Below are 12,470 nucleotides of genomic sequence, written 5' to 3'. Positions count from 1 at the left end.
GTTCTGTCATTCCTCATTCTCGATCCGCGCCATATCCGCGTCCGAAAGGCCGAAATGATGGCCGATCTCATGCACGAGAACATGGGTGACGAGTGCGCCGAGCGTGTCTTCATGTTCGGCCCAATAATCGAGCAGGGGCCGGCGATAGAGAAAGATCAAATTCGGCATCTGCCCCGTCAGGGAACGCGGTCCGCCTTGTGCCAACCCTTGGCCGGTGAATAGGCCGAGCAGATCGAACTCGGTTTCGCAGCCCATCGCGTCAAGTGTCTCGTCATCGGGGAAATCCTCGATCCTGATGATGATATCCTGACACAGGTCGCGAAATTCCGCCGGCAAGGCGGCAAGGGCGGTTTCCGCCAGACTTTCGATATCCTTGAGACTCGGTGCGCCCAATTGGCTCCAATCGATCGCAGTTTCAGACACTCTCTTTCCTTTCAAAAAGGCGTCACCCGGGCCCCTCGCGCGGCAGCAGAGCCAGCAATGTCGCGAGTTGGCTTTCATCGAGTTTGTCGATCTGCCGCGCCAGGCGATTGGCGAATTCGGTCGCACGCGGGCTGAGGCCCGCCGTGTCAATGGCGACGCGCGGATTGGAAAGTTGGGCGAGGTGCACCAGTTCTTCCGCTTCGTCCCAGATGATATTGAAGAAGAGGATGGTGCGCTGCACGAAGAAATAGGTCGGCTGGCCGCGCTTGCCATGTTCGAGCGCCGAGAGATAGGCTGGCGAAACCCCGAGCGCCGCCGCCATGGTTTTGAGGCTGACCCCCTTGGCGGCGCGCAATTGGCGCAATTTTTCGCCGAAAGGTGTCATTTCGCCCCTTTCTTTCTGCTGGTGGTCATGATCGGGACACGGTCCACGCGGCGCAAGCGGACATAAAGCGCGCCGCCACCGCCATGCAGCCGGCCCGCCTCCTCGAAACCGATGACGATGGGGCGCAATTCGACGCCGCCGAGCCAGAGCGGAACATTGCGCCGCAAGACGCCGGGCTCCCGTGCGCTGTCAGAGAAACCGAAACGGCCCGCCTCCTTGCCCTCGCCTTTGTTGCCGTCACCCTTGCCGGTGACGACGAGAACGAGACGGATACCCTCCCGCTGTGCCTTGACGAGAAAATTCTGCAAAGCGACGAAGGCTTGTTGCTGGAACATGCCGTGCAGATCGATGGAGCGTTCAGGGGTCAGGCGACCGCGTGCGAGTTTTTGGCGCATTTTCGGATCGAGTGGCGCCAGGGCAGGGGGCGCCGGCGCACGCGGCGGCAACACCGGCGTGGCGGCCTGAGGCAGCACGGGCTTGATCGCTTCGGCTTCAAGATTTTGCTGCTTGATCGTCAGTGCCGGCAGGCTGGCCCCTTCGCGCGGCACCACGGTTCGCGCCACTTGATGCCAGAGTTCGATTTCGGCCTCGCTCAGTATGCGCGTCCGCCGTCTCGGCGGATCGTGTTTCATGGCAAAACCTCTTCATCGCGCGGCAGAAGAACGATGAAGGTGCCGTGGTGGCGAATATCGCCGGCTCTTGCACCGGCCGCTTCGCCAGACCCCATGAAGAGATCGGCCCGCGCCGGACCGACAATGGCCGAGCCCGTATCCTGCGCAATCATCAGACGTTGAAACGGTGTCGGCTCTGGAGTTTCCCAGGGGAGGCGGGCGTCGATCCAGACGGGTGTCCCATAGGGCCAGAGCGAGCGGTCTATCGCGAGCGAGAGCAAGGGCGTTAGAGGCAGCCCGGCGCCGCCGATCGGTCCCTCGCTGGAAAGAGCCTTTTCCAGATGGAAGAAAATATAGGACGGATTGGCATGCAGAAGCGCCAGCCCCGCCTCGCCGGATTTTTGCCCATGCGCCCTGATCCAGCCTTTCAGCGCGGCAAGCGACATGGATTGAGGCGAAATTTCACCGCGCTCGATCAGCATTCTGCCGATCGAGCGATAGGGATGGCCGTTGCGGCCGGCATAGACGAGCCGTGCTTCTCCCTCGGGCAGAAGCAGGCGCGCCGAGCCTTGCACGTGAATGAGAAAAGCCTCGGCCTCGTCGCGGACATAAGCAAGGGGAGCAGCATGGCCGCAAAGCGCGCCCGCCGCGATCGCGGCCCGATCCGGATAAGGCACCAATCGGCCATCAGCGCACCGGCGCATCGCCGTGAGGCCGGAAGGATGATCGAAAGGGAGACTAACGAGATCATGGGGCCGGCCGAAAATCGGTGTGGCCAAAAACGGCGTCGGTGTCAGGGAAGCTTCGACGACCGGCTCATAATAGCCCGTGAAGAAGGCCTGGCCGGTGCCATTGGCGTCATGCGGCTCGATCACGAAGGGGCGGAAATTTTGCGCGAAAAAGGCGCGGGCTGTTTGCACATCGCGCTGTATCGGTGCTTCCTCCGCGACTCGCCGGCAGAGGGCTAGCAAGGCGGGCGATGGTCGGCGCCCGATTCTGAGCGGCGGCCGGTCTTCAGCCAAGGCCTTGCAACTCGCGGCAAAAACCTCGAAAGCCGCGCCAAAGTCCTCGCGCTCGATGCCTGGCAAATCCGCGAAAGGGATTTCCCGTGCGCTAAAAGGCGTCTTGTGGGCCGTCTGGGCCAGGTTCGGCGAAGCGGCCATCATGGTGCGATGATCTGGAACATTTTAGAGAGCGGCAAGCGGCTTCACACGGGCATGAAACCAGGAGGTCCGTTCTGTGTAAACCGATCGGAATGAATTCAAAAGCAGAACCGACCTTGATCGGAACGCTCATTCCCTGGTTTCCGTTGCCTCGCTTGCCATTGTGCCCGTTTTGGTCGCCGCCAGTTTCCAGTTCGGATCCTGCGAGCCGATCATGCGTTCGAAGGTCCAAAGATCGTCGACATCCACGACATGATCGGGTGAGCCTTCCACCACGGCGCCTTGTGCGTCGCGTGTCACCTTGATCATCTTCGCCTTGTAGCGCAGGGTGATTTCGGCGATCTGATGAAAAAGGGCAGCCTCCTCGATCTTGGCCGCGTCCAGGGAGACGAAGGTCAATTCGACCTTATGGCCTTGGCTTTCGCGCTCCGTGATCGCCGCCTCGAAGCCGGCATAGACGTCGCGCACGAGCAGATTGGCGAGCGCGCTGCGCTGGCCCTCGGCAAAGGCGTTCACGATCATTTCGTAAGCGTGACGCGCGCCTTCGAGGAAGGGACCAGGGGCAAAGGCCGGATCAGCCTTGGCAATGGCTTCGAGCCCCGCGGCGGCTGGTGAGTTCGGCTCGACGAAAGCGCTCCAATTCCGGCCGGCCTCGGCGGGAGCTCCCGACGCTCCCGCTGGAGAGGGGCGATTGGGAAAAGTCGGTTGACCCGGTGCGCCATTCTTGTTGGCTTGCGATGGATCTTGCGATTTCGGTGAAAAAAGGGATGGCCATTGCCCGGGCACGGAATTGTCGCGCGGCTCTTCATTGCCCTGACGGGTGCCGAGCACGGAACGCAGCTTCCAGATCAGGAAAGCGGCGAGAAGCGCAAATATGACGATCGACATATCGAAGGGTGGCTCATGCGTCATCGGCTCGCCTGAAATCTTGGTCGAAACCCGTTGCCGCCTGGAAAAATCTCTCGAAGGGATTGGCAAGGGGGACTGGTAAGGGGAATTGGTCAGGGGCCGGCCGGAAGGGCCACCCACTGCCATTCGAAAGAGTAAAAGATATAGACCGTTTTACGCCCGCGCGGGAATAGGAGCCTTGGTTGCAACGCCAAGCGATTTCCGAACAACCGGGATCTCCAAGCGACATATTGCGCGAAGGCCCTTGGCTCATCATATTTGGACGACGACGCCGAATATCCAGCCCGCTGGATGCCCTATCCTTGGTCGCACACAATGCGTTTTAACCCTTTGTTTCTGTTTCTTCTGGTCTGGCTCGGCACGGAGATCGCGGTATTTGCTATCGTCGTCCATGTCGCTGGCTTGAGTGGCGCTATTCTGTTCGGGCTCTTGACCAGTCTTGTTGGACTGGTGGTGTTGCGCCGTGTCGGTCTCGCCGCGACCCTGGGGCTACGGGACAAGTGGAGCGCGCGGGAGAATTTCTCGCGCGAGGCTCTGTTCGATGGGTCGCTGGCTGCGCTCGGATCGCTTTTGCTGATCCTGCCGGGCTTTGTCTCCGACCTCGTCGGCCTTGCCTTGATCGCCCCGACGATCCGTTCCTTTGTGATGGATCGCCTGCAAACCGGTAAATTCGGGACATCACGCGGTCCGCGCCATAATCCGCAGACGATTGAATTGTCGCCGGATGAATGGACCCGCAAGGAATAGGCGCCTCGAAAGAACAGGTGCTGGAGAGAACAGTAATCGCCCGGTGAGATCCCGGTCCGTACCGCCGTGCTGACTCCGTGCCATTGCCCAGCTGCACGGAATTTGCGTAAAAGAACAGCCTCGCGCGAGCGGGCCCTTTTACAGCCATATTACGGATTTCCCGACTTCATGGACCAGAAAGAGATCAGCCTGCGGGGCGCGGGCGCTATTCTGACCATCGATCTTGCCGCCATCGTCGCCAATTGGCAGACGCTCCAGGCGGTATCCGGCACGGAATGCGGAGCGGTCGTCAAGGCTGATGCCTATGGTCTCGGCCTTCATCCCGTAGTCAAGGCCCTCTACGAGGCCGGCTGCAGGACTTTTTTCGTTGCCCATGCCTTTGAGGGCGCCGAGGTGCGGGCGCTTGCTCCGGAGGCCATTATCTATGTCCTGAATGGTGTCAGGCCGGCGCAGGAATATACATTCGCCGCGCATAATTTGCGTCCCGTTCTCAATTCCGTGCCGGAAGTTGAGGACTGGGGACAATATTGCGCGACGTCGCATAAAAGAGCGCCTGATGGTTCCCTTTTGAAGGCGGGATTGCGGATCGATACGGGTGTCAACCAGCTCGGTCTGAAGCTCTATGATCTTGAGCGCGTCGATCATCTTTCGCCCCTGTTCGACGTCACCTTGCTCTTGAGCCAGCTCGTGACCGCCGACGACAGTATCGCGGACCGCCAGATCGAGGCGTTCGACAAGATCCGTGCGCGCTATCCGGGTGTGCCCGCATCGCTCGCCAATTCGGCGGCGATCTTTCTCGACAATAATCCACCGCTCTATGATCTCGTGCGGCCGGGCTATGCGCTTTATGGCGGTAACCCGGTGCCGGGCCGCCCCAATCCCATGCGACCTGTCGTTCGGCTCGATGCGCATATCATCCAGGTCCGGGTGCTGGAGCCCGGCCATAGCGTCGGCGTAGAGCGCCTATGGAAGGCGCGGGGGCCGCGCCGTGTCATCATGGTGGCAGCGGGACTTGCGGACGGCATTCCCTCCGGGCTCACCGATAATGAAAAACATGTCGGTGGCAAGGCTCTGATCCAGGGCACGCTCTGCCCTTATGTGAGCGACATTGCCATGGATTACAGCGTGATCGACGTCTCCGATGCGACTTATCTCGAACGTGGTGAAATGGTCGAATTACTGGGCAAGACGGTCACGATCGACGATTTCGCGGCCATGGCGAATGTCAGCGGCTATGAAATCCTGAGCAATCTCGGCCGTCGCTGTCACCGCCGCTATCAGCCCTTGTAACTTTGCTTTTGTAACCTTGCCTTCGCAAACGCTCAATCGATCCGATAAAGAGCAGCGTGTTCGCCTGGTCACGGCTATTTTACTTGGAGAAAATGCTGTCTTTTCAGGGCTAAGAAAGAGAATAAAATTCTTTATACTGTTTTGCGCTGCACAATTTCCTTATATTTGCCTTGCTTTGCAACTCCCACGCAGAGGCAGATATGTCCATGTCAACTCCCACGTTCGGCTTCATAAAGCGGAGCCACGTCGTACTGGCGGCTTCGCTTTTCATCGCTTCCCTCTCTCCCGTTCTTGCCCAGGATAAGCCGTTGCGGGCCTATACTGCGCTGGTTCCGGATCAGGGCGCCACCGCTTACTCCTTCGGTTGCGATGCCTCGCATCGTTATCATTGCTCGGGTACGCGCGGACGCCTCGGAGATGGCGCAACTCCCGCCTTCCCCGAAGGTCCGGGCAATGTTTCCAACTGATCGGATCGGCGAAAATTCCGGGATCGGGGTCCCAATCCGATCCGGGAATTTTCGAAATCCGTGACATTCAAGGGGCGCGGCCTGCGGGTCGGCCCCTTCTTTTTCTTAAGAAAAGCGTGGTCCCCTTTTCGCCTCGGCGAGCGCGCGCGAAAACCGGCCGGCGAAGGCCGCTTTTTCATCGGGTCCGAGAAAACCCGCAATTTCCAGCCGGCGACCGTGCGAGACAAGCGCCAGCCGCTGCGTGCCGAATTCCTCATGCTCCTCGCGGTCGAGCCGGACCCAGGCCGGATTGAAACGCCATTCGGACCGTTGTCCCTTGACGGAGACTTTGGCGATCAGCAATTCGAATGGCGTGAGGCAGACGTCCTCATAGGCGCGCGCGGCCTTGAAATTCGCTCGAAAGGCCAGAAAGAACAAAAGAATATCGAGCCCCATGAAGCCGGCGACCGGCCAGGCGCCGAAAAAGATGAAGGGGAGACTCGAAATGAAACTGGCGCCGGAAAACACCATCAAAAGCAGATGGAAATGGCGCCTGGTCAGCGAGCGATGCGGAAACAGCCGGGCCGAAAACAGCTTCGGCTCCGATGGGTCGATCGTGGCGCAAATCTCGGACTCATTCGTTTGATTATTGGCTCGATGATCCTCAAGGGACATTGACGACCCCCTTCTCTGCACCCTTTTTCGCACATATGATCCCAACAATCATGATAAATGACCGTTGGAACACTCTCAAATTTCCGCTATGCCTTTGAAAAAGCGAAAATTTGAGAAGGAACCAAGGGCAGCTCTTCGCAATTTGCAACTCTTGGTATAACGGGCATGGCAAGGAAAAAGCAGTTCCAGTCTTCAGAGGCTTCAGTCGATATGAAGGAGCCTCAGACGCCTGTCTCCGTGCCGCCGGAGGCCGCGCTGACTCCGATCGGCGCCGCGAAGATCCGTGAAACCAAAATTCGCGCTTCGGCTAAAACCCGTAAGGCGAAGGCGAAATTGCCGGACCTCGCGGAAGTGGCCGAAATTTTCCGGCGCTTTGCCGCCGCGGACCCTCATCCGGAGGGCGAACTTTATTCCGTCAATGATTTCACCTTTCTCATCGCCGTCGTGCTTTCCGCGCAGGCGACGGATGCCGGTGTCAATAAAGCGACGAAAGCGCTTTTCGCCATAGCCGACAGCCCCGAAAAAATGCTGGCTCTCGGTGAGGATAAACTGCGCGATATGATCAAGACGATCGGTCTCTACCAAGCCAAAGCCAAGAATATCATGGCTTTATGCGCAAACTTGATCGAGAATTACGGCGGCCAAGTGCCGCATGACCGCGAAGCCCTGCAAAGTCTTGCGGGCGTTGGCCGTAAAACTGCTAATGTGGTGTTGAATATTGCCTTCGGTGAGCCCACCATCGCGGTGGATACGCATATTTTTCGCGTCTCGAACCGGATTCCGCTTGCGATCGGCAAAACCCCGCTTGCCGTCGAACAGGGACTCGAGAAGATCGTCCCGCCCGAATATAAACTCCATGCCCACGTCTGGCTGATCTTGCATGGACGCCATGTCTGCAAGGCTCGGCGGCCGGAATGCGAACGCTGCATTATCTCCGATCTATGCCATTCGCCGGAAAAGCGGGTTTGATGGTCGCCGCACGAAGGTTGACCCAGCAGAGGTGATCAAAGCGGGCCTTGATGCCTTGCAGCCATTGCGGGGCCCCATCGTCATGGATTGGCTCGACTGCCGTAAGACTTATCGACCTCATGGTGGATAGTATACGAAGAATATTGTCCGCGATGCGCAAACTGTAACTGCTTACGATCGTCAATGTGCATTTCGTGACGCGCAGTGTTAATGAGGGCGGTGGCGAACTGCACACGAGCCACTTGATGCTCCCTTCATCAAAGCCGATTTTCCATTGATCTTCATTGCCATGTCCGAACTGACCGATGGTCAAATGACATCGGTCATCGTTTGATATCATTGGCATCGGTCAGGCCTATGACCGGTGATTCTCTGCGTCTCATGCTGAACGCGTCAAATCTCCTGAATCCTGCCGGGACATTTCCGGAAACACGCTCTGGCAAGAAGCGAAAGAGCTTGCCCGGGACCGGCGTGCCGTCTCGGAAAGGAGAGCGGTAGCACAGACATAGTTATCATTATCATTTTCTTTTTCATTGTTCTCTGCCTGCCTGCCAATGCGACAGCATTCGGCATTCTCCATCCTGTCAAGCGCTACCGGCCAAGTTCGATTGTTGCCCGCCGAAAACTGTGTCCTCCGCAGGCCATTGCATAGCGCTGATTTCCCAATCCCGGCTTTGGGCCGGAAAATCCTCATTACCCATGCTCGCTTGATCGTGCCGGCTTTGCGGCAACGGACGCGGACCTCGGGCTGATCCAAACCATCAAAGTTGGCACCTTGGGCAGGTGGGCAACATTTATCCGGCTGTCATCTTATCTACTTAAGCTCAAGCTATTCGAGAGGCGATTCACGCTCACTGTCTGTGGGTGAGCCTCCATCAAGAGTATTCCGGGTAAACAAATCCATGAGGATCGTTGCTGCTTCTGTGGTGCGAGCAATTGCGCCATCGCCTCTATCAAACGGATCGGGGCCGCCCAGCGCCAGCGCGACGCGTTCGGGCTGACGGCTCGCATACGCTCCCGGACTTCACCTTTTCCCCACCCTTTCCCGTGCGCGGACCTTCCGTGCGCGCAGCGTGAGCTGCGCCCCTCATCTATCCTCTTGTCTTAAAAAAAGGTCGACCCTTCTAATGAACTCTCGCCGCGAATTCCTGAAAGGCTCCGCCACCGGCGGCATTGCCGCCGCCACGCTGGCAGCCTTTCCACCCAGCATCCGCCGTGCGCTGGCCATTCCCGCCTTCTCGGAGACCGGCAGCATCAAAGATGTCAAGCACGTGGTGCTGCTGATGATGGAAAATCGCTCCTTTGACGGCTATTTCGGCACTTTCAAGGGCGTGCGCGGTTACGGTGACCGTTTCGCGATTCCAACGCCTAACGGCAAGAACATATTCTACCAAACCTATACCAAGACAACGCCGCCCAGCACCTTCACGCCCTATCACCTCGATGAGACCAAGGGCAATGCGCAGCGAGCCGGTGGCACGCCCCACACCTGGTCTGATGCGCAAGCGGCGTGGGATCACGGCCGCATGTACAAATGGCCGGATGCCAAGAATCAGCTCTCGATGGGCTATTATGACACTGCGGAAGTACCGTTCCAACGCGCTCTGGCCGAGGCCTTCACGCTGTGCGATCACTATCATTGCGGGATGCATACAGGCACCATCGCGAACCGGCTGTTCTACTGGAGTGGTACCAACGGCCCGAACGGTATCAGCCCAATTGATGGCAGCAGTGTCGCAGTGGCGACTCTGAACAACCAGTTCAACGGCGGGAATGACATTGGCCCGTCCTCCGAGGGCTGGACCTGGACCACCTATGCCGACCGGCTGGAGAAGGCTGGTGTGAGCTGGAAGGTTTATCAGAGCCTGATCGACAATTTCGGCTGCAACGAAATGATGAGCTTCCGCCACTGGCGTGCCGCCATCGAGCAGATGCCTCCGGAGCGCCGGCCGGTCTTTGTCCCCTCGACGGACATCACGCAGCCGGTCAACCTCGCGGGTCCATTCTACGACCCGGCTATCGACGACAAGCTCAGCCCGCTGGCCAAGGGCTTCGGCAACACCATGCCGTATGGCTTTCTGGAAACGCTCCGTGATGATATCGCGAATGACACTCTGCCTGCGGTGTCGTGGATCATTCCGCCGTCCGCCTACAGCGAGCACCCCGGACCGTCGAGCCCTGCGAAGGGTGGATGGTACATGCAGGAGGTCCTGGACGCGCTGACGGCCAACCCGGACGTCTGGAGCAAGACCGTCCTTCTCATCAACTTCGACGAGAATGACGGCTTCTTCGACCACCTGCCGTCACCGGCGGTGCCATCGATCAATCCTGATGGAAGCGCGGCTGGCAAGACCACGCTGAGCGACAGCGATCTGGCTGTCGAGTACCATAACTATAAGCCCGCGACCACGAACCAGCCCGCGAGCGACGGCCGGCCCTACGGCCCCGGCCCGCGCGTGCCGATGTGGGTGGTCTCACCTTGGAGCCGCGGTGGCTGGGTCAATTCGCAGGTGTTCGATCACACCTCGACGCTTTTGTTCCTGGAAAAGCGCTTCGGTGTGGTTGAAGAGCAGATCAGCAAATATCGCCGCGCCATCTGCGGTGACCTCACCAGCGCTTTCAACTTCGCCTTCCCCAATACCGAGCGTCTACCAACATTGGCTGGGCGCAAGACCAAGAGCGAGGCCGATACGCTGACCGCCAACCAGCAGGCGCTCCCGAAGATCACGCCGCCGACTGACGCCATTGTGCCGGCGCAGGCCACTGGCGTGCGACCCTCGCGCGCCTTGCCCTACGAACTACAGGCCACAGCGTATGTCGAGGCCGGCAAGGGCACGGTCAAGCTGGTGTTCGCGAATTCCGGCTATGCCGGCGCCGTGTTTCACGTCTATGACAACCTGCACCTTGACCAGATACCGCGGCGCTATGCGGTCGAGCCGGGTAAGGTGCTGGAGGATGAATGGACAGTGCCTGACGCAAACAATGGCCTGTACGACCTGTGGGTGCTCGGCCCCAATGGCTTCCACCGCCATTTCAAGGGCTTCCTCCAGCGGGTGCGGATGAGTAATGCATCGAACCCCGAGATCGGCGTGAGCTATGATGCTCAGGGCGGTGGTCTGATCCTGCAATTGCGCAATGATGGCACGGGCGCCGTGCGCTTCACGGTGAAGTCCAACAAGATCTACAGGCCGCTGATTGCCTTTTCCGAGCCCAAGGCGGGTCCGTTCCCCAGCCGTGGCACTTCGTGGGACCTCACGGTTCCTGCCCACCGGCCAGTCGCATTGTACTGGAAATTGGAGACCACGGGCGGCTGGTATGATTTCGCGGTCACCAGTGATTTCGATAGCACGTTCCAACGCCGCCTGGCCGGCCGCGTCGAGACCGGCCGCCACTCGGTGAGCGATCCTGCCATGGGTCTGACCGACAGCTTCTGAAGACGGGCAAGCAACCTGCCTCGTATCGAGTATCGCAGATTCTCGATACGCACTTTTTAAACTTATCCACTTGTCCTCATTGAACCGCGACGAGTTACGCTTCAACGAGTGTGGATACTCGCGATTGAGACAAGGCGTCCTCGGACGCCTTGTCATTTCATACCGATCATACTGACGCGCTTAGCCAAGCCTCTTATCGACATTCCGAACTCGATGATCCCGCATCGGTTTACACGCATGTGCGCACAGATTGAGAAACCGGCCGAATTCGGGCGGGCATATTCAGTTGAAAAGGTAGAGGGTGGGGTCTGGATCGTTCCCCGCAATGCGCGGCCTGAATTGGCGGTGCGCCATACACGCGCTTGAAGTGGCGGCGAAACCGCGGGTGCGAGCTGCGCGATGTCCGGTTGCCAGCGTTCCGGTGGCCCTATTGGGCGACTCTATTGCGTGCGAAACCGTGGTGCGTGCGAAACCGTGGCACCGGCTTGAGGAAGCTGTATTTCCCGATACGGTCCAGCCGGCTGCCCATCTTTGCGGCATTGAGGGCATGGCGGGGATCAATTCGCGCTGGTCGGCGTGATATATGTCTCAAGGCTCCAAAACGGAATCCCAGTAGAGATAATCCATCCAGCTTTCATGCAGATAATTGGGCGGGAATTGGCGGCCGTTCTGGTGCAGATCGCCGACGGTCGGCTGATAGGGGGGGCTCGCCGGCCACATATGGGCCTCGTCGGGAAGTTTATCGCCCTTGCGCAGATTGCAGCAGGAACAGGCGGCGACGACATTTTCCCAGGTCGTGGTGCCGCCTTTGGAGCGCGGCAGAACATGATCGAAAGTCAGATCCTCGCGTGAACCGCAATATTGGCAGGTAAAGCGATCGCGGAGGAAAACATTGAATCGCGTAAAGGCGGGATGACGCGAAGGTTTGACATAGGTTTTGAGGGAAACAACGGAAGGCAGCCGCATCTCGAAGCTCGGACTTCGGACTGTCTTATCGTAATGGGAAACGATATTCACCCGATCGAGGAAGACCGCTTTAATGGCATCCTGCCACGACCAGAGCGACAGGGGATAATAGCTGAGGGGCCGAAAATCGGCATTGAGCACGAGGGCTGGGCAAGCCTCGGGCGAGACGAGAGGTTGGAAGTGAACCGTCAAATCGGCACCTCGCTTGAAGCACGGCAGGGCCGGAGGCTCCAAATTTGGGTTCGAACCGTGTTGACACGGTCCCTGGACACCCGAGGCAAAACGGTCCGCCTTACCAGCTAAGACGATCCGTCAAGCAAGGGTGGCATGCCTTGACCCCGCAGAGGAGGCCTCGATTTCGATTCAAGAGTCGCGCCAGAATCTGGTTCGGCTCAACATGGTCTCATGTCTTAAACAGCGTTCCGTGACTTTATAATGACCGCCGAGGGCGG

The 12,470-nt window shown here is 58.8% G+C and carries 12 protein-coding genes; 5 read left to right on the top strand and 7 right to left on the bottom strand.

The window, feature by feature from the left end; all coding sequences use genetic code 11:
- Positions 1 to 6: 6 nt before the first annotated feature.
- From BIND_RS15770 to BIND_RS15750, 5 genes are all read right to left on the bottom strand, one after another.
- Complete coding sequence (locus tag BIND_RS15770) at positions 7 to 423, bottom strand: metallopeptidase family protein (protein WP_012386024.1); 417 nt, start codon at positions 421 to 423, stop codon at positions 7 to 9.
- Positions 424 to 445: 22 nt separating this feature from the next.
- A complete protein-coding gene (locus tag BIND_RS15765) occupies positions 446 to 808 on the bottom strand; it encodes a helix-turn-helix domain-containing protein (protein ID WP_012386023.1) in 363 nt (120 codons plus the stop codon).
- The gene (locus BIND_RS15760; protein ID WP_012386022.1) at positions 805 to 1,440 is read right to left on the bottom strand and encodes a Smr/MutS family protein; all 636 of its coding nucleotides are present in this window, start codon (positions 1,438 to 1,440) and stop codon (positions 805 to 807) included. Before BIND_RS15760 ends, BIND_RS15765 begins: the two co-directional genes overlap by 4 nt.
- Complete coding sequence (gene mltA / locus BIND_RS15755) at positions 1,437 to 2,585, bottom strand: murein transglycosylase A (RefSeq protein ID WP_012386021.1); 1,149 nt, start codon at positions 2,583 to 2,585, stop codon at positions 1,437 to 1,439. Before mltA ends, BIND_RS15760 begins: the two co-directional genes overlap by 4 nt.
- Positions 2,586 to 2,711: 126 nt before the next feature.
- A complete protein-coding gene (locus BIND_RS15750) occupies positions 2,712 to 3,494 on the bottom strand; it encodes a Tim44/TimA family putative adaptor protein (protein ID WP_012386020.1) in 783 nt (260 codons plus the stop codon).
- Between the two features lie 255 nt (positions 3,495 to 3,749).
- Between BIND_RS15750 and BIND_RS15745 the strand changes: the two genes are divergently transcribed.
- From BIND_RS15745 to BIND_RS15735, 3 genes are all read left to right on the top strand, one after another.
- A complete protein-coding gene (locus BIND_RS15745; protein ID WP_050764052.1) occupies positions 3,750 to 4,238 on the top strand; it encodes an FxsA family protein in 489 nt (162 codons plus the stop codon).
- A 168-nt stretch (positions 4,239 to 4,406) separates the two neighbouring features.
- On the top strand, positions 4,407 to 5,528 hold the full coding sequence (alr, locus tag BIND_RS15740) for an alanine racemase (protein WP_012386018.1): 1,122 nt from the start codon (positions 4,407 to 4,409) through the stop codon (positions 5,526 to 5,528).
- A 206-nt stretch (positions 5,529 to 5,734) separates the two neighbouring features.
- Positions 5,735 to 5,995 (top strand): hypothetical protein, encoded by a 261-nt coding sequence (locus BIND_RS15735; RefSeq protein ID WP_148210670.1) that lies wholly within the window; start codon positions 5,735 to 5,737, stop codon positions 5,993 to 5,995.
- A gap of 105 nt (positions 5,996 to 6,100) precedes the next feature.
- Here the strand turns inward: BIND_RS15735 and BIND_RS15730 are convergent, their stop codons facing one another.
- Positions 6,101 to 6,649, bottom strand: a complete 549-nt coding sequence (locus BIND_RS15730) for a DUF2244 domain-containing protein (protein ID WP_012386016.1) — start codon at positions 6,647 to 6,649, stop codon at positions 6,101 to 6,103.
- A 210-nt stretch (positions 6,650 to 6,859) separates the two neighbouring features.
- On the opposite strand from BIND_RS15730, the gene nth reads away from it, so the two are divergent.
- Both nth and BIND_RS15720 read left to right on the top strand, forming a co-directional pair.
- Positions 6,860 to 7,618 (top strand): endonuclease III, encoded by a 759-nt coding sequence (gene nth, locus BIND_RS15725; protein WP_012386015.1) that lies wholly within the window; start codon positions 6,860 to 6,862, stop codon positions 7,616 to 7,618.
- Between the two features lie 1,127 nt (positions 7,619 to 8,745).
- Positions 8,746 to 11,052 carry a phosphocholine-specific phospholipase C gene (locus BIND_RS15720; protein WP_012386013.1) on the top strand — a complete coding sequence of 769 codons (2,307 nt, stop codon included), beginning with the start codon at positions 8,746 to 8,748 and terminating at the stop codon, positions 11,050 to 11,052.
- Between the two features lie 588 nt (positions 11,053 to 11,640).
- On the opposite strand, the gene BIND_RS15715 is transcribed toward BIND_RS15720, so the two are convergent.
- The gene (locus BIND_RS15715; RefSeq protein WP_012386012.1) at positions 11,641 to 12,210 is read right to left on the bottom strand and encodes an HNH endonuclease; all 570 of its coding nucleotides are present in this window, start codon (positions 12,208 to 12,210) and stop codon (positions 11,641 to 11,643) included.
- Positions 12,211 to 12,470: the final 260 nt, after the last annotated feature.

The sequence above is a fragment of the Beijerinckia indica subsp. indica ATCC 9039 genome, assembly GCF_000019845.1.
Classification (GTDB): Bacteria; Pseudomonadota; Alphaproteobacteria; order Rhizobiales; family Beijerinckiaceae; genus Beijerinckia; species Beijerinckia indica.
Note: the sequence above shows the minus strand (reverse complement) of the source record. Positions and strands in the feature narration are given on the sequence as shown.

Excerpts from the sequence above, each read along its gene's own strand:
- BIND_RS15730 (WP_012386016.1), bottom strand. The coding sequence starts at position 6,649 with ATGTCCCTTGAGGATCATCGAGCCAATAATCAAACGAATGAGTCCGAG.
- alr (WP_012386018.1), top strand. The coding sequence starts at position 4,407 with ATGGACCAGAAAGAGATCAGCCTGCGGGGCGCGGGCGCTATTCTGACC.
- BIND_RS15750 (WP_012386020.1), bottom strand. The coding sequence starts at position 3,494 with ATGACGCATGAGCCACCCTTCGATATGTCGATCGTCATATTTGCGCTT.
- BIND_RS15735 (WP_148210670.1), top strand. The coding sequence starts at position 5,735 with ATGTCAACTCCCACGTTCGGCTTCATAAAGCGGAGCCACGTCGTACTG.
- BIND_RS15720 (WP_012386013.1), top strand. The coding sequence starts at position 8,746 with ATGAACTCTCGCCGCGAATTCCTGAAAGGCTCCGCCACCGGCGGCATT.
- mltA (WP_012386021.1), bottom strand. The coding sequence starts at position 2,585 with ATGATGGCCGCTTCGCCGAACCTGGCCCAGACGGCCCACAAGACGCCT.
- BIND_RS15760 (WP_012386022.1), bottom strand. The coding sequence starts at position 1,440 with ATGAAACACGATCCGCCGAGACGGCGGACGCGCATACTGAGCGAGGCC.
- nth (WP_012386015.1), top strand. The coding sequence starts at position 6,860 with ATGAAGGAGCCTCAGACGCCTGTCTCCGTGCCGCCGGAGGCCGCGCTG.
- BIND_RS15765 (WP_012386023.1), bottom strand. The coding sequence starts at position 808 with ATGACACCTTTCGGCGAAAAATTGCGCCAATTGCGCGCCGCCAAGGGG.